Origin of the sequence: Caloramator sp. CAR-1 (assembly GCF_030546345.1) — a bacterium.
Lineage (GTDB): Bacteria > Bacillota > Clostridia > Clostridiales > Caloramatoraceae > Caloramator > Caloramator australicus.
The window spans coordinates 19,456-39,953 of the sequence record NZ_JAUONW010000009.1 but is presented as its reverse complement, the minus strand read 5'-3'; the positions used below and the strand labels follow the sequence as shown (position 1 = coordinate 39,953).

12 protein-coding genes are annotated in these 20,498 nt (G+C 32.2%); 9 read left to right on the top strand and 3 right to left on the bottom strand.

The genetic code is table 11. The annotated features are described in order from the left end of the window. The first annotated feature begins 15 nt into the window (after positions 1-15). Positions 16-1,734, top strand: a complete 1,719-nt coding sequence (locus Q3V94_RS02840; protein ID WP_303525006.1) for an ABC transporter ATP-binding protein — start codon at positions 16-18, stop codon at positions 1,732-1,734. Between the two features lie 113 nt (positions 1,735-1,847). Next, positions 1,848-3,926 carry an alpha-amylase family glycosyl hydrolase gene (locus Q3V94_RS02835; RefSeq protein WP_303525005.1) on the top strand — a complete coding sequence of 693 codons (2,079 nt, stop codon included), beginning with the start codon at positions 1,848-1,850 and terminating at the stop codon, positions 3,924-3,926. Positions 3,927-4,290: 364 nt separating this feature from the next. Here Q3V94_RS02835 and Q3V94_RS02830 read toward each other — a convergent pair whose 3' ends face one another. Continuing rightward, positions 4,291-12,813 carry a glucoamylase family protein gene (locus Q3V94_RS02830; protein ID WP_303525004.1) on the bottom strand — a complete coding sequence of 2,841 codons (8,523 nt, stop codon included), beginning with the start codon at positions 12,811-12,813 and terminating at the stop codon, positions 4,291-4,293. 18 nt (positions 12,814-12,831) lie between these two features. After that, positions 12,832-15,282: a sugar phosphate nucleotidyltransferase gene (locus tag Q3V94_RS02825; RefSeq protein WP_303525003.1), complete on the bottom strand. Its 2,451-nt coding sequence runs from the start codon at positions 15,280-15,282 to the stop codon at positions 12,832-12,834. 152 nt (positions 15,283-15,434) lie between these two features. Between Q3V94_RS02825 and Q3V94_RS02820 the strand changes: the two genes are divergently transcribed. Both Q3V94_RS02820 and Q3V94_RS02815 read left to right on the top strand, forming a co-directional pair. Beyond that, positions 15,435-16,016 (top strand): metallophosphoesterase, encoded by a 582-nt coding sequence (locus Q3V94_RS02820; RefSeq protein ID WP_303525002.1) that lies wholly within the window; start codon positions 15,435-15,437, stop codon positions 16,014-16,016. A 13-nt stretch (positions 16,017-16,029) separates the two neighbouring features. After that, on the top strand, positions 16,030-17,040 hold the full coding sequence (locus Q3V94_RS02815; protein WP_303525001.1) for a hypothetical protein: 1,011 nt from the start codon (positions 16,030-16,032) through the stop codon (positions 17,038-17,040). 33 nt (positions 17,041-17,073) lie between these two features. Here Q3V94_RS02815 and Q3V94_RS02810 read toward each other — a convergent pair whose 3' ends face one another. Further along, positions 17,074-17,241, bottom strand: coding sequence for a zinc-ribbon domain-containing protein (locus tag Q3V94_RS02810; protein WP_008908903.1), 168 nt, complete (start codon positions 17,239-17,241; stop codon positions 17,074-17,076). A 217-nt stretch (positions 17,242-17,458) separates the two neighbouring features. Here Q3V94_RS02810 and Q3V94_RS02805 point away from each other — a divergent pair, with 217 nt between their 5' ends. Genes Q3V94_RS02805 through folK form a run of 5 tightly spaced genes read left to right on the top strand, consistent with a single transcriptional unit; the run spans position 17,459 to position 20,497 of the window. Then, on the top strand, positions 17,459-18,082 hold the full coding sequence (locus Q3V94_RS02805) for a CoA pyrophosphatase (protein ID WP_303525000.1): 624 nt from the start codon (positions 17,459-17,461) through the stop codon (positions 18,080-18,082). Further along, a complete protein-coding gene (gene queD, locus Q3V94_RS02800; protein WP_303524999.1) occupies positions 18,082-18,435 on the top strand; it encodes a 6-carboxytetrahydropterin synthase QueD in 354 nt (117 codons plus the stop codon). Before Q3V94_RS02805 ends, queD begins: the two co-directional genes overlap by 1 nt. 3 nt (positions 18,436-18,438) lie before the next feature. Further along, on the top strand, positions 18,439-19,209 hold the full coding sequence (gene folE2 / locus Q3V94_RS02795) for a GTP cyclohydrolase FolE2 (RefSeq protein WP_303524998.1): 771 nt from the start codon (positions 18,439-18,441) through the stop codon (positions 19,207-19,209). Next, positions 19,206-20,042: a dihydropteroate synthase gene (gene folP / locus Q3V94_RS02790; RefSeq protein WP_303524997.1), complete on the top strand. Its 837-nt coding sequence runs from the start codon at positions 19,206-19,208 to the stop codon at positions 20,040-20,042. Before folE2 ends, folP begins: the two co-directional genes overlap by 4 nt. Beyond that, positions 20,039-20,497: a 2-amino-4-hydroxy-6-hydroxymethyldihydropteridine diphosphokinase gene (gene folK, locus Q3V94_RS02785; RefSeq protein ID WP_303524996.1), complete on the top strand. Its 459-nt coding sequence runs from the start codon at positions 20,039-20,041 to the stop codon at positions 20,495-20,497. Before folP ends, folK begins: the two co-directional genes overlap by 4 nt. Position 20,498: the final 1 nt, after the last annotated feature.

The window sequence follows — 20,498 nt, the reverse complement described above, 5'->3', positions numbered from 1 at the left end:
ATTTAGGAGGATTATATGCTCAAAAGGTTTGCAAAATATTATAAGCCTCATTTGGCCTTGTTTATTTTTGATATTTCCTGCGCGTTATTTGTTACTATAACAGATTTAATATATCCTCTTTTGACGAGAAGGCTTATTAACATAATTATTCCAACTAAAAACATGATTATGATTTTAAAATTTAGCCTACTGCTTTTCTTAATTTACTCCTTTAAAATGCTAATGGAATACTTCGTAGGATATTACGGCCATGTTCTTGGGGTTAGAATAGAATACGACATGAGAAAGGAAATATTTTCGCATATTCAGAAATTATCCTTTAGCTACTTTGATAACACAAAAACAGGGCAAATAATGTCAAGGATTGTTAACGATTTAAGGGAGATTTCAGAGCTTGCACATCATGGCCCGGAGGATATTTTCCTCTCTGTCATTCTATTAATTGGAACGTTTTTTGTCCTTCTAAATATCAATGTTAAGTTAACATTGGTATCCTTCACGATTATTCCATTTATGATCTACTTTATGATAAAGTTTAATAACAAATTCGAGAGCGTTTTTATGGAACAAAGAAGAATTATTGCGGATATAAACAGCAGAATAGAGGACAGCATCTCTGGAATTAGGGTGGTTAAATCCTTCACAAACGAGGAATATGAAATTAAAAAGTTTGATGAGGGTAATTTAAGGTTTAAAAATCAGAGGACTAAAGCAGTAAGATATATAGGCATATTTGATTCAGTTAACAACTATTTTGCAAATATTGCCGTCCTAATAACTTTGACCTTTGGAGGGCTTATGGTTTCTAAAGGTGAAATAAACGTAGGTGATTTAGTGGCGTTTATGCTCTATATTGGCCAGTTTTTAAGACCTCTTACAATAATACTAAGATTTACTGAAGATTTTCAAAATGGGATGTCAGGCTTTAAAAGGTTTATTGAAATAATAGATATGAAACCTTATATTGAGGACAAAGAGGGTGCAATTGAATTAGAAAAGGTAAAAGGGGATATTGAATTTATAGATGTTAAGTTTAGCTACGATGATAAAAGGACAGTTTTATCAAATATAAATTTTAAAATCAAAAGCGGTGAAACCGTTGCAATCGTAGGACCTTCAGGTTCAGGTAAAACTACTCTTTGTAATTTAATTCCAAGATTTTATGAAATCGATGAAGGAAGGATAACTATAGATGGAATAGATATAAAGTATATAGCATTAAAATCTTTAAGGAGAAATATTGGAATTGTTCAGCAGGATGTTTTCTTATTTGCAGGAACTATAAGGGAAAATATAGCCTATGGAAAACTCGATGCAACCTTTGAGGAAATTGTTGAAGCTGCAAAGGCTGCCAATGCCCACGATTTTATAATGCAGCTTCCAAATGGTTATGATACATATATTGGAGAAAGGGGAGTTAAACTTTCTGGTGGGCAAAAACAGAGAATTTCAATAGCAAGGATGTTCCTTAAAAATCCACCAATTCTAATCTTAGATGAGGCAACTTCTTCCCTTGATAATGAAAGCGAGGCTATCATTCAAAAGTCCATAGAGGATCTTGCTAAAAATAGGACAACATTAATTATAGCCCATAGATTAGCTACAGTTAAAAATGCAGATAGAATAATAGTCCTAACCGAGAATGGTATAGAAGAGGAAGGAAGCCATCATGAACTTTTAAGAAAAAAAGGAAAATATTATAGTCTTTATGTAAATCAGTTTGATATTGCATAAAATTTTTAAAATCCCCTGTTTTTATAGGGGATTTTGTTGTATAATAATTATGTGTTCAAACGATTGCATAAAGCTATTTATTAATTATTAAGTAATTTTTAAGGAGGCAATTTATGGGGTTAGATAGTGCTTTAATAAAAGTTTTACATGAGCTGAAACTTAAAATAAAACATGGGGAAGGGATGGATTATAGAATACCAGCCCTTTGGGATACATTTTCATATTCCGGAGAAGAAAAAAAGCAAAATGAAGACGGAACAATAACAGTAAACCCATATAGATTCTTTGCAGAATGTATTGAAAAGAATTTTCTGCCTTTAATGAAGGATAACAATAATTACAGTTTGCCTTTGTCAAAAATAAAAAAGGAAGGACATGAAAAGGGATACATAGGAGGAGATTGGATTAAAAAAAGCAATGTATATGGCATGCAGATAAGAACGTCTTCGGCTTGGGACCATGATGGTGATAGAAGTCTTGAGGTTAAAAACAAATTTGGGCTTAACGATACAGGAACATTTATAAAAACATTAGCTTTATTACCCCTAATAAAGAGAATGGGATTTAAGGCAATATATATGCTTCCTATTACAAAAAACAGCACAAAATATGCTAAGGGTGAAATGGGGTCCCCCTATGCTATAAAAAACTTTTTTGAAATAGATCCTGTTCTTAAGGATAATATGTTAAACACAACAACTGTTGATGATGAATTTAAGGCCTTTGTTGAAGCATGCCATATATTTGGAATTAGAACTATGATAGATATTATTCCAAGAACTTCGGCGAGGGATTCAGATCTTATATTAGAACATCCAGATTGGTTTTATTGGATAAGAAAAAAAGATTTAGATAAGTATCATCCACCTAAAATAGAAGGCTTTGAACCTTTTACAAAGGCTGAAAAGGATAATATTGAAAAAATTTATGCTGCCAAGGAGGTTAAGGAGCACCTTAAATTATTTGTTCCGTCGCCAGATAAATTAGATCCTGCAAAATGGGAAAGCATAAAGGAAAGATGTAAAGAAAATAAAAATATCGACTTTTTCCAATTAATTGAAGAGGAATTTGGAATAACGACAGCACCTGCCTTTTCAGATTGTATTAATGACCCGCAGCCTCCCTGGAGCGATGTTACTTACTTAAGGCTTTATCTTGATAACCCAATAAAATCGGCAAAATTTGTTGGAAAAGATCAGCCGCCATATATTTTGTTTGATATCATAAGGGGAAATGTGTTTAAGGGAAAAATTAAGAATATTGAGCTTTGGGAAAAAATTTCTGACATTATTCCCCACTACCAAAGAAATTTTGGCATCGATGGTGCAAGAATAGATATGGGTCATGCCCTTCCATCGGAACTTGAGAAGATGATCATAGAAAAACCAAGGCAATTTGATAAGGATTTTTGCTTTATTGCTGAAGAATTAAATAATAAAGCTGACAAAAAGGCTAAAAAAGCCGGATATAATATGGTTATAGGAGAATACTGGTGGACTGAACCTAGAATAGAGGAAGGCCATTTTAAGAGGATGATTTATGATGTTGCAAAGCTTAAAGTTCCTGTTTTTGCTGCATCAGAAATGCCAGACACTCCAAGGGCAGCATCGAGAAAAGGCGGAAGGGATTTTTCAAAGCTATCAGTTGTTTTAAATAACTTCTTACCAAATGCTGTTCCTTTTGTTACATCAGGTATGGAAATATTTGAAGTTCAGCCAATGAACTTAGGATTAGATCCTCAGCCTGATGGGAGATATGTGCTGCCTAAGGAGGATCCTTTCTATGGCAAGCTAGCCTTTTTCGATAAATATGCCCTTCACTGGACAAACGAAGGTAAGGAAGAAATGATAGATTTAATTGAAGGGGTAAATAAAATAAGGGAAAAATATTTAAAATATTTAAAGGTAGAAAACTTTATAAAGATAAATTCTGGAGATGATTCTACAATAGTTTTAGCATATAAATTAGATGGTAAAAATGAAAAACTCTTATTAATAGCTGCAAATGGGGATTTTGATAGGGATGTTAATCTAAAGGTAAGGTTGTCCAATATTGAGAAAAAAATTGGAGAAAAATTTAAAGATGCAAAATTGATATTATCGATAAAAGATGATGATAATGCCTATATTAAAAATAACAATTTAGAAATTTCCCTTCCAAAGGGTGATGTAAAGGTAATAATTATAAGATAGACTATAAAATATGCTCCCCTAATGGGGAGCATACAGACTGTTGAAAAAGTTATATTTTGATAAGCCCCGTGAAAGATTTCCCTGGCATTCGCTCATTTCGCTAAGCAATTCTAAGCTTTTCTTTGTTTTCAAAAGTCCTACCCTCGTGAGCCGACATCCGTGTCGGCCACTCGGCTCTGCACGTCCGTGTGCAGAATTACGGACTTTTGAAAAGTCGAAAAGCAAGAATTGCTAGAGCTCATGAGAGATGCCTTTTTGAAATCCATTCACGGGGCTCTTGCAAAGTCTAAACACAAATGAGAGTTTGTCTACAATCTGTATGCTCCCCTAATGGGGAGCATAAAATTTTGAGGAAAACACAATTTCACATTATAATTTCAACATAATGTTCAATTCCGTCATCTACAAGAGGGACTTCTTTATTATCAAGGGCATTTCCATCTAATGTAACTGTAGTAATCCCCTTGCTTTTCCCATCGGGATTCTTAACTGTGATATTGTAGATGGTATTGATAAATTTATATCTTATTTTGTATTCCTTCCATGATTTTGGGATGCATGGATCGATTATAAGCTTATTCCCTATCTTTTTAAAACCTAAAATTTCCTCAAGGCCTACTTTATACATCCAGCTGGAGGATCCGGTATACCACGTCCAGCCGCCACGACCAACATGGGGCTCGACAGCATATACATCTGCAGCCATTACGTATGGTTCAACCTTATACTTCGACACTTCATACATAGTTCTTGTATGATTTATTGGGTTTATCATGTTGAAAAGCTCAACTGCCTTATCGCCTTCACCAAGCAGGGCATAGGCATATATTACCCAGGTAGCTGCATGGGTGTATTGTCCTCCATTTTCTCTAACACCAGGAACATATCCCTTTATATATCCTGGGTTCAATTCGCTCTTATCAAAGGGTGGAGTAAAGAGCATTATTATCCCCGCTTCTCTGTTAATCAAATAGTTTTCCACGGATTTCATGGCAATCAAAGCTCTATTAAAATCTGCACCTTTGCTTATTAAGCCCCAGGTTTGTGCAAGGGAGTCTATCTTACATTCTGAATTTTGGGAAGAGCCAAGGGGTGTTCCGTCGTCGAAGTAGGCCCTTCTATACCATTCTCCATCCCATGCATTTTCTTCTATAGATTTTACAATTTCTTCTGCAACTTTTTGATACCTTGCAGCTCTATGGTAGTCATATTTAGTTTTGCAAATGGGGATGAATTTTTGCAGGATGCTATATAAAAACCAACCAAGCCAAACGCTCTCGCCTTTACCTTTATTTCCGACTGTATTCATTCCATCGTTCCAGTCGCCGGAGCCCATGAGGGGGATACCGTGTTCTCCAAATTTTAACGAGCGTTCTATAGCTCTTATGCAATGTTCATAAATCGATGCTTTTTCTTCAGACTTTGAAGGAAGGAAATACTTTTCATCCTCATGTTCTGCCAAAGTTTCGCCTTCAACAAAGCGGGCCTTAATGTCAAGGATTGAATAATCTCCTGTCTTTGTGATATATTCTGCAACTACAAAGGGAAGCCATAAAAGGTCGTCGGAGAATTTTGTTCTTATTCCTTTTATATCTTTACACATATGCCACCAGTGCAAAACATCTCCTTCAACAAACTGATGCTTTGCATGGAGGATTATTTGTTCCTTTGTAATTTCTGGAGCTATGTTTAACAAGGATAATACATCCTGTAATTGATCTCTAAATCCAAAGGCTCCACCACTTTGATAAAAGGCGCTCCTTGCATATATTCTGCAGCAAAGTGTTTGATAAATTAGCCAGCTATTTAGCATTATATTCATAGACTTTTCGGGTGTATCAACCTGGACTATTTCAAGCAAAGATGACCAGGACTGTTTTACATTTTCAAATTCAGTTTTACAAGTATTAATTTCTTTATATTTTTTTATTAGTTTTTCAATTTCATCCTTACTATTGGCAGCTCCTAATAAAAGGGCTATTTCTTTTTCTTCCTTTGGATTTAGTGTTATTGAAATTTTAATTGCTACACATGGATCAAGACCCGCTCCAAATGTATTTGAAAGTTCATCTTTAAAAAGGCCATAGGGAGTTTTTAAATTCTTATAGGGTCCTATAAATTCCATCCTGTCACAAGTAAAGGAATCCTTTATCTCTGAACAATCAACAAAGCCAATAGAGTCTGGGAAATCGGAGTTATAGTTATTTTTGAATATTATAGTTCCTGTATTCGACAGAATATCTGTTACTATAAACTGTTGAGTGCTATGTTCACTGACTCCAAGCATTGGCCTTATATAGTAGAATAGGGCTATTTTTCTTTCGATATTGGAATTATTGCAGAGTTTAATAAGATTTATCTTGACGCTATCGTCTTTTGGAACAAAACACAATAATTCTTGATATATATTGTGGCTAAACTGTTTGAAAATTGTATAACCAATTCCATGATGAATGAAGTAATTGATGTTTTGTCTTATAGGATTTGGAGTGAGGCTCCAAAATTCCCTTGTATGTTCATCTCTTAAATATATTATTTCGGAAGGCGGGTCTGAAACGGGGTCGTTACTCCACGGAGTTATTTTGTTTTCACGGCTGTTTTCAAACCAGGTATATCCTCCGCCACCTTCTGTAATTAAAAATCCGAATTTTTTGTTTGCGATAACGTTAGACCATGGCAGAGGAGTGTAATTGTTTTCTTTTAGCTTTATGATATATTCTTTATTCTTTAGATCGAAGCCACCATATTCATTGAAGAATTCTAATTGCGGCTTTTCTATTTCACTGGACACTTCATTTCCGTTAGGAATTTCAATTTCTAATTTTTGACTTTCTAAGGATGTAGGTAATAATTTTATTTGTTTTGAAATAGAACCCTTCTGAGCATGGATTATCAGTTTTGCCACAGTAAATAGTAAAGTTACGTCTTTCATTTCAATTTCATTAGCATTTAGAACGTATATTCCACCGGACCTGTTTAATAGGTCTCTTGTTACACTTCGCATAACGGTATCTTGAATTAAATCCCTCAAAGGTTGCAGATATGAACTTTCATCCTGATTAAGGATTACAAGATCTAATTTTAAACCTTTGTTTCTCCAATATTCATGGGCCTTTAACATTGTCTTTACTATATCTATGTCTTCAATCTTATCTATAGTTACTAAAACGATTGGAATATCACCGGATATACCGAATTTCCAAAGTGCCTTTTGACCATTAGTATTTTCTTTAATTATATCGTTATATTTTTTCTTTAATGGACTTAGGTATAAAATATGCGACAGCATGTTATCAAAGTCTATTACCTCTTCATATTTTAAATTTAGGTATCTTAATTCCATCTTGCTTCTTATATTTGCAAGTTCAAAGGCTCTTTGAATATTAGTAAAATCGTTATATTTTTTGCTAAGCTCTAAAACTTCATCTTTACTTTTACCATATCCTAAACAGTATATTATTGTTGCTGATTCTCCTGATTTTATTCTAATTCTACCTCTTAGGCTGAATATAGGGTCCAAAACTGCTCCTGTAGATTTTGAAAGTGGTTGGAAGAGGGCTTGAGGTTCTGAAATAGTTTTGCCTCTTCCTAAAAATTTTAGTCTATCGGTTTCATATTCTATCGAACCTATCAGATTGCCAAGTATTAAGATTGAATGGAATGCAAAGTGAGGTTCACGACCTTCTTCCCTTGGCCTCCTGGAGGCAAAGATTGTGCTATATTTTTCTTCAAACTCAGTTCTGACGAATAAATTACTAAATGTAGTATGGGCAATGTCGGCGTTTAAATTATTCAATACTATTTCGGAATAGCTTGTTGCTTCTAATACAATATCGTCTGAGTTAAAGTTTGTTATAGTAATTTTTCTTATTTCACAATTATCCTCAGGTGAAACACAAATTTCTGTATGAACTTCTAAGTTGTCCTCCTTAAGCAAATATTCTGCTTTATCAGGTGAAAACTTGGATTTATAGAATTTTGCCTTTTTACATATAGGTTCAAATGTTGTTGATAAAATTTTATTGGTATTTAAACTTCTAATAAATATAAAGGTTCCGTATCTTCTTATTGTAGTATCATCTCTCCATCTGTTTATATAAATATCATTATATTTGCTAAAATTAGAGCCTCCGTTGGTTAACATAAGTGAATAGTTTCCATTCGATAATATATGGCAAACAGGCAAATCGGATTCGAAGGCACCAACCTCCCTAGTAATAACTTGCTCTTTATATTCTTCACGTTTAAATGGTTTTACAATTTCTTTATGTTCTTTAGTTATTATAACTCTTAATGGAACCTTTTCTTGAAGCAAAAATTCACCACATTTAATAACGGGATCGCTATGGAAATATTTAACTAGTATGTTTTTGTTGATAAAATTGTTGATTGAAGCTAATATCATTCCCTGATGATGGGCCATAAAGCTCTCGACTATTGCAGCATTTTTATTCCTGGGAAGCCTTTCAGGAGTATAGTCAATTGCTTCATAAAGCCCATAAATTCCTTCACCTATATCGTTAATAATCTTTTTTAAATTTTCAATTGCATCATAGGGGCTGAAGGGAAGAGCTAAAACGGTTGAATAGGGTGAAATAACCATGTCGTTTATTAAACCCCTCTTTAAACCTAAGTCAGGAACACCAAAGGCTTTATATTGGTAATTTAAAAGTAAGTCAAAGGTATAAAATCCGGACTCCGATGTTCCCCATGGAACTTTTCTACTAACACCATATTTTATTTGAGCTTTTATGGCCGTATAATATGTTTCACTCAATAAAGTATTGTCAAAGGTTTTCATTATAATAGGTGGCATGAAATACTCAAACATTGTTCCTGTCCATGAAACTAAACTTCTGTAGCCATTTATTTTTACAAGGTTTCTTCCTAGTCTAAACCAGTGGGTGACAGGAACTTCACGCTTTGCTACTGCTATATAGCTTGCAAGTCTGCTTTCAGATGCTAAAAGATCATAGTATGAATTAGTAAGTTTGTTTTCTTCCACATTAAATCCTATAGAGAAAAGATCCCTTTTTTCATCGTATAACAGTGAAAAATTGGTATTTTCAATAATAGTTTCGATTCTTGATATAATATTTTTTGCAAAATTTATCAATTCATTAATATTATAGAGACATTTTTCCACTTCAAATTTATATGATGCTTCTATTTCATTTTGCAATAATTCTTCATACAATTGTTTTAATCGGTTAATCGAAGGAGATTTTAAAACTTCATTTTTTATATTCTGCAATAAATTGCCGTCGTTTAAAATAAAGGATGGGATATATTTCTCTACCTCCTCTTTAAAATCCTTTGCAGTTTCTATAACCTTTGAAGTCCAAATTGAATTTGGAGAAGGAATTCTAGAAAGTTCAATAAAAATATTTAATAATTCTTTGTAATCCATTTTATCAGCATATAACATATCTTGTAGTCTTAGAATATATTCATTTTGTGAAGGAATTTCTGATGATAGTTCTAAAGTATCAATTAAACCTTGAATTTCAGCTTTTGAAATTATGGATTCATCCAGCAAAGATTTTATAGCTTCTTTTAAAGTAATTAAATATCCTATAAAGTTTCCGTTATCAACAGTTGAAATATAATAAGGATGCAGAACCTCTAATGTCTTTGTATCATACCAGTTAAAAAGGTGCCCATTCCACTTTTTTAATTTTTCTACTGTTGTTAGGGTAAGATTGATTTTTTCTAACATTTTACTAAAGCTTAAATAGCCTAAATTTCTTGCTGATAAGCAGCTAAGCAAATAAAATCCTATGTTTGTTGGAGAAGTCCTGTGGGCTAATTTTTTTACAGGACTTTGCTGATAGTTATCGATAGGAAGATAGTTGTTATCTTTATCGGTAAACTCCTCATAAAATAACCATGTTTTTCTTGCAATGCGTCTTATCATTTCTAAATCTTCAATGCTAAATTTATCTTCAGCTATATTTTGCTGGCTTATATAATAAGCAATATATGGAGATATTAGCCAAAGTAGTGTAAATAATGAAGATAAATATGCATTACCGGTTAAAAAGGATAAAGCAAGATAACCTAATGAAATTAAAAGGCCTGGATACATCCTGATAAAAAAGCTCTTTAGGTCATTGCTTAATGAACTTTCAACATCGGCAGCTGTTACCCATTCTAAAGTATTTTTTCTTGAAATCCATATTCTGTATAGGGTCTTTAAAATAGCATGCCCCATCATATAAACGTGATAAGGTAAAAATATAAAATTTAATATTGTTTGATAAAATGTCGCCTTAAGTCCATATATTAAATTACCATTTAATTTTTCGCGCGGTGCAATAAACCACTTTATGTTTATATAATCAAATAGGCTTAGTATAATTGGAAAGAATATAATAATTAAAGATGAAATAATAAAGTATATGTCTTTGAAATAAAGGGTTGAAAGAGAAAGCAGGACAAAATATGCTATAGGAACTAAACTGCGCCTTAAATTATCTATTATCTTCCACTTAGATACAAAATTTAATGGATTTTTTATTTTTCTACCATCAGAAGTTTTAATTTGAGATTTAAGCCAAGGAATTGTTTGCCAATCTCCTCTAGTCCATCTATGCTGTCGTATTATATATGAGCTATACTTTTCTGGGTAATTGTCTATAAGCTCAATATCAGTAGCAAGCCCTACCCTTAAATAGCTGCCTTCGATTAAATCATGGCTTAAAAGGGTATTTTCAGGAATATTTTTTAGACTTTCTTTAAATATGTCAATATCAAAAATCCCTTTGCCGGTAAAGATGGCTTCTTTAAATATATCTTGATAGATATCTGATATTGCCTTTGAATATGGATCTATTCCTCCATTTCCAGCAAAGATCCTTGAAAACATGGTTTTGTTTGTGCTTTCGATGTTTATACCAATCCTCGGCTGAATAAGACCGTATCCTTTAGTTACAACTCCTTTTTGAGGATTATATTCAGCCTTATTTAAAGGATGAGCTATAGTTCCTATCAATTTTTCTGCAGTTCCTATTGGCATTATTGTATCTGCATCTATAGTTATGATATATTTTGCATCTTTGATTGGATTTATATCGGAGGATATTGTTATAAAAGTTGAATCGGTTTTACCTCTTAAAACTTCAACAAATTCAAAAATTGCGCCTCTTTTTCTTTCCCAGCCCATCCATTTACCTTGGGTAGGGTTAAATATTCTCCTTCTATGTAGGTAATAAAATATATCTTCGCCCTTTGAATATTTTTTATTTAAATTCCTAACAAGCTCCAGACCGGTTTCTAAAATTTTTTCTTCATTACCTAAAAATTCCTCTTTAGAATCTACAAAATCTCCAATAACTGCAAAATATATATTTTGGTTTTTATTTGCATTATAATTTACTTCAAGTTGATTGAATATTGATTTTACCCTATTTATATTTGGCAATACAGTTGGAATGATTACTATTGTTTTAAATTCCTCAGGGATACCATTTTTAAACTCAAGCTTTGGCAGAAAAGTTGCATCTAAAAAATGAGTAAACAGCCAGTTAACAAGGTTTATTACTATTTCACTTAATGGGATCAAAAATATTATAAAGGCTAATATAGTTCTTGCTAAATTTAAAGTATTTAAGTAGTAATAATATGAAAGTGCGAAATCAAGTAAAATTATTGGGATAAAAATACTCATAAAATAAAACCAAGGAAGCAATTTTTTGTTCTTATTACGAGCTTTCCCTGTAAGTTTTTCGATTAAAAGACTTATACCATTATCAAGCAAGTAATATCCTACATGCTTGGTTTTATCATCTTTATCAGAGGAGCTTGAAAGGAGAATTAAATGTTTTGCAACTTTGCTTTCAGATACTCCATATTTAGAAGCTAATTTTTTAATCTTATGCCTATAGTAATCTCTTGTTTCTTTATCTTGAAGTTTAAAAAATTTATCTTTTTCCAATATTTTGTCAACAATACAAATTTCTTCAAATATCTCGTTCCAATCAAGAGCGTTAATTAATCTTAAACTGTTAATGCTATTGCCAAAGGAAACTGCAAGCTGGGCTTGTTCTTGATGTTCAATATTGATTAAATTATCGATGCTTATATTTTCATCTGATAATTTAGATTTAACGAAATCTAAAATAGGATCATAATACATGTCCTTATTTTTTAATACTTCCAAAAGATGTTCAATAAAGCTTGAAGTAAATTTTTTATCTTCAAGTTCTTTTGATAGGAATTCAATTATTTTTTCATAGTCATCCAATTCAATTTTTTTTTCAGATTTTTCCCATTCAGAATGAACGCTATTAAGCTTTTCGCAAAGATTTCTTATTTTCTCCAAAAGAGCAACAGAAAGGGCTAATGGTAAAGACCAAACTTCGCTCATGGAAAGATGATGGACTTTTTGGTATGAGTTTAAAAAATCTATCAATATATCTTTGTCAACTCTTCCGTCAGTGTGAGATATAAGTTCAACTGCTAATATAAAAATTCTAGGAAAATCCTTAAAATAGCCCTTATCGATTATTTCGAGCTCTTTATATGTTTTACTTTTTATATTGCGAATGATGTTTTTATAGCTATCTTCTATTATATAAAAATTATCTAAGAGCCAATCACTACCTGAAGGAAGACTTTTTCTTACTTTAGCTGCTTCGTTGATTTTTAAGTAGATATTTGTTATATATTTATAATTATCAATTAAACGGGGTGATAAAATATCAAGCCCCCGCTTAGTTTTAGATATTATATGATTTCTTGCTATATCCTTTGCATGTTGAATCAATTCATCATAATTTAAAATAGCATCTTTAGTTTCTATATATTTATTTAACTTAATGTTAGGCCTATTTATTATGATTAAAGATATAAAAAGGGATGAGAAAAATATAGCAACGTAAATCATCGGCTACAACCCCTTTCATTACGAGTTATTTAAAAGTTTCACTACTTTATCGAAAACGTCAGCGCTTATTTCATCGGCAAATTCTTCTGAATATCCTTCGCTATATATGCTGAATATTGGTTTTTCATTGTCAGGAACTATAATTGCCCATCCCTTTTCTGTATTTATTTTTAATCCCTCAAACAGCTCAATATCCTTATCTTTATTTTCCTCTATAAGCTGTCTTATAATTCTTCCTCTTTCAGAAATATCACAGAGTATTTCTCTATATTTTGTATAGAATTTTGGTATTTCGTTTACAATCTCATGTGGAGCAACGTCAGAACCTACGATAAAGTCTATAAAAAGTGCTGATGCTGCTATTGCATCGAAGTTTAAGAAATATTGATAGAAGGAGTTTTCGTCCTTTAAAATTTCATTTAATAGGCTAGATACGCTGGATTTTGTCCTTATTACATCTATTGAATAGTTCTTTGCTATTTCTTCTACTTGTTTGGTTATGGTATGAGGAACAATAAATTTATTGGATCTTCCTGATTTTGCTATTATAAGCTCTGTAAGAAGTAAATATTTTTCTCTGTCGACTACGCTCCCTTGATCATCGATTATTTTTAAGCTTTCTCCGTTGCCACTTATTATAAAACCCAAGAAATATCCTTCATTGACAACCTTTTTACATAAATTTTCTATTGCCTTATTATCCCAATCCTTATCCTTTAAACTATAATCGATGTTTATTCGGCAACCTATTTCTGATAAAAGCTTTGATGCAATTGTAATTGTAAGGTCACTCTCAGAGGATATTAGTATCTTTGGATTTTTACTTTTAATCTTTTGAGTATGCTTTAGCATGGAGGAAATTGTATTTATATAAAAGGAGGAATAATTGTAAACCTTAATCACATCTTTAATTGAATCTGGGTTACATCTTTCAAAGTCTTGACGATGATAAAGATGCTCTAATTTTTTTTCTGTTGCCCTATCGATGTTTCCACCCTTTTCGTTGATAAACTCTATGTGGGCTTTACTGCTTAAACTGCTATCCATGTAAACATGGATTCCTCTGGATGCTGAATAGAATTTAACTGCATTTCTTGCTATTGGAAGGGTAATATCTTCAATATCAATTATTCTAACCCCTGAGGATAAAAGGCCAGATAAAATGGAATTTTTTATGGCCTTTGCAGAATTAGTGTTATCACATGACACTATAACGGGTTTATCCTTTTTTACTATGCTTGCATAAGCTGAACCTAGAAGGCTTGAAAATTCAGGAGTTATATCTATATTTATGTCACCTGAAATATCTCTGTTACCAAAGAGGGTTTTACTAACCTTTGTCCCCCAAACGAGATTATTGTTAACGATGGAGGATTCTTTTATTTTCTTAAAGGGCCAAATTTTTACACCCGGTTTTATTGTTGAAAAGGCTTCAACTATGGATTCTGAACCAACAACAGAATCTTCAAATAGATTTACGTTGCTTTTTATTATTACTTTGTTACAGATTATTGAAGACCTAATTTGTGTAGATGTCCCGATGGTTGAGTTATCCCAAATGATTGATTTTTTGATATTTACATTTTCTGAAATATCGCAATTATTCCCGATTATTGTAAATGGTTCTAAAACAACCTTAGAATTGATAAAGCAATTTTTGCCTATATATACAGGAGGTTTAATAATGACATCTTCTTTAATTACGCTTCCTTCTCCTACAAATATACCTTCTTTTAGCATTGGATTTTCTAAATCTATATTAACTTTACCGCTTAGAATATCAAAGTGAGTCTGTTTATATGAGTTTATATCTCCTATGTCATTCCAATATTCCTCTGTTATGTAACCAAACATTGGAACATTATCCTTCAAAAGTTTTGGAAAAAGATCTTTGCTGAAGTCAAAAACATCTCCTTTTTTATAATACTTAAAAACATCCCTTTCAAGTATGTATATTCCTGTATTGATAGTATCGCTAAAAACTTCACCCCAACTTGGTTTTTCTAGAAATCTTTGTATTCTGCCATCATCAGAGGTGATAACTATTCCATATTCGAGTGGATTGCTTTCCCGCTTTAATATAAGGGTTGCCATAGAATTTTTACTTTTGTGAAATTCTATTGCCTTTGAAAGGTCTATATCCGTTAATACATCACCGCTAATAATTAATATGGAATCATCTAGAAAGTCTCCTGTGTTAAGAACGCTTCCTCCTGTTCCTAATGGAGTTTCTTCAATAAAATACTCTATTGATACTCCAAACCTACTGCCATCACCTAAATAATCTATTATATGGTTTGATAGATAAAAGGTGGTTATAGCTATTTTATTAAAATTATGTTTTTTTAATAATTTGATTGTATATTCTATAATAGGTTTGTTAAGGACAGGAACCATGGGTTTAGGTATTCCACAGGTTAAAGGTCTTAGTCTGGTTCCTTCGCCACCTGCCATGATAACAGCCTTCATGATAAGCACTCCCTTTTTTAAAATTATGCCTATATAATATTTTTTAATAAAAATAGCATGTTTATACTTTATATGAGTTAAAAATTATGCTTTAATTTATTCAAAATTGTGATAACATTAAATTAAAATAAATAAAAGTAGGGGATGAAGTAATGGAAAATCTTTATAAATCAATCTATCATATTTTCGGTGCGATATATGTTCCAAAGGACCTAAGACATAGTAATGCCCTTGTTCACATAAGCGATACGCCTTCTTTTATATATAAAGCCATAATAAAAATGATAAAAAAAATAAAACCAAGAGTGATAATTCATACTGGTGATATCGTTGATGATATAAAATTGGAAATTAGACCACAATTAATCGAAGTCTATAAAAAGGAGGCAAATAAATTTATTAATGAAATCTCAAAATATGCCGAATTAATTATTTTAGTTCCTGGTAATCACGATGATTTTACTAAACTAAGATTAAAGGACAACGTTAAGATATTAAACGAGGGAGATGTATTTATATTCGATGGAATAAAGCTTGGGCTCTCTCATAAATATGAAAATCTACCTTTAAATTGTGATTTTTATTTATATGGACATGATAAAAATTGTTTAAAGGATAATTATCTAAACGGTATTAAAAATATTAATGTTATAAAGGATAAAAAAATATTTAAGTTATGTTATCCAATAGGAACTGATAATTATAGATTAAAAATAAGTAGAATGGGTAAATAGGAGGGGGATAAATTTGTTATCGATTATAAGAAGTGGACCTAAAATGATAGTTTTTGGCAGCAAGGATTATAAAGGGCTTGAAAGTTTTCTTATTACTAATTTGCAAGGGGAAAAGTTAGAATTAGATTCTGCTCTTGAACTTTCTGATGAAAATAGCACAATAGTTTTAATAACGCAACCTTATAAAAATATTGCACATTACAATGATATTCTCTCAATAGTTTTGTTTGAGATGTCCTTTGATGAGTTTTTTACAAGGATGTTTAACCTTAAGGGATATAAATTTATAGAAGATTGCCACATAGCGCCAGGGATAATTTTAATGAGAACTATGGGGGATGAGAAAAAAATTATCGAGTCTGTTAAGGATGAATATGGCGGTAAATTACTTCCACTTCATAAAAGCTTAGACGAAGGAACCTATAACGATTCCATAATTTGTTTTACATCTTTGCCACTTGATAAAAAGATTCATCTTTCGGATATAAATGAACAAACATTGCTTGTTAATGTTGATTTTCCAAGGTTAACAAGAAAACTTAGAATTCAGGCCCTTAGATTTTTAAATGAAGGATTAGTAGGGGTGGATTGGAAGGAAATTTATATAAGAATATATGATAGATATAGTGAATACAAATTACATTATGAAAGGTTATCAATAATTTTGGATAACATGGATTTAGGCATTATTTTAGGAGAAACTTGGGCTAAGGATTATCCAAGGTTTATGATGTCCGTTTTAGTTTATCAAATTAGGCTTTTTACTTTAAAAGATCCTAAAGAAATTAAAAAGGTGCTATTAGGTTTAGAATATCTTGAAAATGGAGAAAGAATCGTAGATTTTGATTTAATATATAAAAACAAAAAAATTGATTGGCCGGAGGTTTTAGATAAAGAAAATAGAGGACTAGATAGATGGCAATTAGGGTTAAAATTTAGGAATATGATATTTAAAGATCTGGATGAAGAAATGAAGAGTAGAATATTGAATTGTGAAAAAGAGATTATAAAAAGCAGGACATAAATAATAAAGGAGAGCTAGGCTCTCCTTATTTTCTTATCTTCTGAAGTTGTCTTGTCTTCTTTGTTGCTTCTTTACTTTTCTGCATTCTGGGCATCTTTTTGGTTCGTTTTCAAAGCCTTTTTCTCTGTAGAATGCTTGTTCTCCTTCAGTGAAGATAAATTCCTTTCCACAGTCTTTGCAAACTAGAGTCTTGTCTGACATTTTAACATACCTCCTAAAATTTAAGGGTTTTAGATTTAACATCTAAAGTAACATATCCTCTAAAACCCTAGGGGGTATGTTAACTTTATATGTTAAATCCTTCTTTACTTTAATCATTATAACACTCATTTAATTGCTAATCAATACTAATCTTGTAAAAAGTAAAAAAATAATTGTATAATATTAGTTGAAGAAAATAATCATAGTGAGGGATAGGATGGACTTAGAAAAACTAAAAAAAAGATTAAATAATATTGGAATCGTAGGGGAGGGCTTAGACCTTAAATCCTTTGCTGTTACTATTCCTTTAGTTGAAGAAAAAGGTCAATGGAAGATTCTTTTTCAAGTAAGGGGTAAAAATTTAAGCCAAGCTGGAGAGGTGTCCCTGCCGGGCGGAAGGATAGAAAAGGGAGAAAAAAGAAAAGATGCTGCTATAAGAGAAACCTGTGAGGAACTCTTAATAAACCCATCAAATATCGAATTGATAGGCCAAAGCGATATATTGGTAACTCAATACGGGAAAATAATATATCCTTTTGTAATAAAACTTCTAGACAAGAATAAGATAGGTTTTTCTAAAGATGAAGTGGAGGAGATATTTTACGTTCCTATTAAATTTTTTATAGAAAACGAACCTAAGGTTATGACTGTTAGAGTCAAGACTGAACCTTTAGAGGATTTCCCTTATAAATTAAATGTTCCTGCAAGTGAATATAATTGGCAGGAGGGAAGATTAAACGTTTATTTTTATAAATATCAAGACTATATTATTTGGGGCCTTACTGCTAAAATAATATATAATTTTATCCAAAAAATAAAAGACTTAGGGAGTGAATTTTAATGCTACTAATTAAAGAATTTGAATTCGATGCTGCCCATAATCTTATTCATTATCATGGCAAATGCGAAAGGCTTCACGGCCATACCTATAAACTTGTTGTAAAACTAGAGGGTGAGCCTGACCATGAAGGAATGATATTTGATTTTGTGGAGCTAAAAAACATTGTAAAGGAGAGAATAATAGATAAATTCGACCATGCATATTTAAATGATATAATAACTCAACCAACTGCTGAAAACATTGCCATTTTTGTATATAACGAGTTGAAGGATGTATTAAAAAGGGATAATTGTAGATTATATGAAGTTGAAGTTTGGGAAACAAAAACTAGCGGAGTTGCATATAGGGGGTAAAGTATGAAGGACGTTCAAAGCGAAAAGGATTTTAGAAATGTTCCATTGAAGAAAGTAGGAATAAATAGCTTAAAATGGCCAATAGTAGTTAAAGAAAAGCATGGTGGAATTCAACATACGATAGCTGATATGTCACTTTCAGTAGATTTGCCTTCTGATGTTCGAGGAACCCACATGAGTAGATTTGTGGAACTTGTCCATGAGCTTCAGGAGATAACACCAAAGGAAATAGAGAGGGCCCTTGACAGACTAAAAGAGAAATTACATGCAAAAACTGCTCATATTAAAATAGACTTTGATTATTTTATTAAAAAATCATCACCGGTATCGGGCATTATTTCCCCCAATGATATAAAATGCTCCTTTGATGCAGAAAAAGGAGAGGATTTTAAATTTATTATGGAGGTTTCGGTGCCGGTTGTTACGTTATGTCCTTGCTCGAAGGAGATAAGCGAATTTGGAGCGCATAACCAAAGGGCTACAGTTAATATTAAGATTTATACTAAAAAGCTTATCTGGATTGAAGACTTAGTTGCAATAGCCGAAGAAAGTGCAAGCTGTCCTGTTTTTTCACTTTTAAAGCGTAAAGATGAAAAATACGTAACTGAAAGGGCATATCTAAACCCAAGGTTTGTCGAAGATGTGGTTAGAGAAGTTGCCCTAAGACTTGATGAAAACAAAGATATTCTTTGGTATAGGGTATATGTTGAAAGCATGGAAAGCATACACAATCACAATGCCTTTGCATGCACAGAGAAAGGGGAGATAATATGAATTACATAACTTTAAGGGATGGAAGAAAATTTATATTTGATTCAACGAAAGTAATGGGTATAATTAACGCAACTCCAGATTCCTTTTATTACGGTTCTAGGGTTAATGATGTTGAGATAGCGCTAGATAAGGCTAAGGGGATGATTGAGGAAGGTGCTGAGATTTTAGACATTGGAGGGGAATCAACAAGACCAGGGTCTGATCCTGTATCAGAGGAGGAGGAAATAAAAAGGGTAGTTCCTGTTATAGAGGCTATAAGAAAATTTAATAAGGATATTTTGATATCTGTTGATACATACAGAGCAAGGACTGCAGAATACGCTATAAAGGCTGGTGCTGACATCGTAAATGACATAAGCGCAATGACCTTTGATAATGATATGGTTAATGTAGTAAAAAGGTTTAATGTTCCTATAATTCTTATGCATATAAAGGGAACTCCTAAAAATATGCAGAATAATCCACATTATGATGATGTTGTAAAGGAAGTTTATGATTTTCTCAAGGAAAGAATTGAGTTTTCCATAGAAAATGGGATTTCAAAGGATAAAATAATCGTTGATCCTGGCATTGGTTTTGGAAAACTTTATGAACATAATATTGAACTTATAAAAAACATCGAAGTTTTTAAGCAATTAGGCTGTTCAGTTTTACTTGCCCATTCAAGAAAATCATCAATTGGGATAGCCTTAGGTAATCTTCCACCTGAAGAAAGGCTTGAAGGAACTATTGCAATATCATGCTATGCTGCACTTAAGGGTGTTGATTTAGTTAGGGTTCACGATGTAAAAGAAAACAAAAGGGCAATTAAGATGATTGAGGTGTTAAAATGAATATAGCATATATAGCCTTTGGGACGAACGTTGGGAATAGAGAAGAAAATATAAATGTAGCTCTTAAAATGATGGAGGATAGAGGGCTTAAAATAATAAAAACTTCTAAAATTTATGTTACTGAGCCCTATGGATATAAGGATCAACCTGAATTTTTAAATGGAGCAGTAGTGGTGGAAACTAGTTTGAGTTGCAGAGAGCTTTTAAATGTGCTATTAAATATAGAAAAGGATATGGGGAGAGTTAGACACTTTAAGTGGGGGCCAAGGAATATAGACCTTGATATAATTTTTTATAACGATGAAGTCATTGACGAACCAGATCTTAAGGTCCCTCATCCAGATATGCAAAATAGGGACTTTGTGTTAAAACCGCTTTGTGACTTAAACCCTAATTTTGTTCATCCTGTTTTTAAAAAAGCCGTCAAGACTCTTTTAGAGGAACTCAAGGGGTGAT

Bases quoted from the DNA above. Each gene is read 5' to 3' on its own strand.
- folE2 (WP_303524998.1), top strand. From the start codon at position 18,439: ATGAAGGACGTTCAAAGCGAAAAGGATTTTAGAAATGTTCCATTGAAG.
- folP (WP_303524997.1), top strand. From the start codon at position 19,206: ATGAATTACATAACTTTAAGGGATGGAAGAAAATTTATATTTGATTCA.
- folK (WP_303524996.1), top strand. From the start codon at position 20,039: ATGAATATAGCATATATAGCCTTTGGGACGAACGTTGGGAATAGAGAA.
- Q3V94_RS02820 (WP_303525002.1), top strand. From the start codon at position 15,435: ATGGAAAATCTTTATAAATCAATCTATCATATTTTCGGTGCGATATAT.
- Q3V94_RS02810 (WP_008908903.1), bottom strand. From the start codon at position 17,241: ATGTCAGACAAGACTCTAGTTTGCAAAGACTGTGGAAAGGAATTTATC.
- Q3V94_RS02805 (WP_303525000.1), top strand. From the start codon at position 17,459: ATGGACTTAGAAAAACTAAAAAAAAGATTAAATAATATTGGAATCGTA.
- Q3V94_RS02840 (WP_303525006.1), top strand. From the start codon at position 16: ATGCTCAAAAGGTTTGCAAAATATTATAAGCCTCATTTGGCCTTGTTT.
- Q3V94_RS02835 (WP_303525005.1), top strand. From the start codon at position 1,848: ATGGGGTTAGATAGTGCTTTAATAAAAGTTTTACATGAGCTGAAACTT.
- Q3V94_RS02825 (WP_303525003.1), bottom strand. From the start codon at position 15,282: ATGAAGGCTGTTATCATGGCAGGTGGCGAAGGAACCAGACTAAGACCT.
- queD (WP_303524999.1), top strand. From the start codon at position 18,082: ATGCTACTAATTAAAGAATTTGAATTCGATGCTGCCCATAATCTTATT.
- Q3V94_RS02830 (WP_303525004.1), bottom strand. From the start codon at position 12,813: ATGATTTACGTTGCTATATTTTTCTCATCCCTTTTTATATCTTTAATC.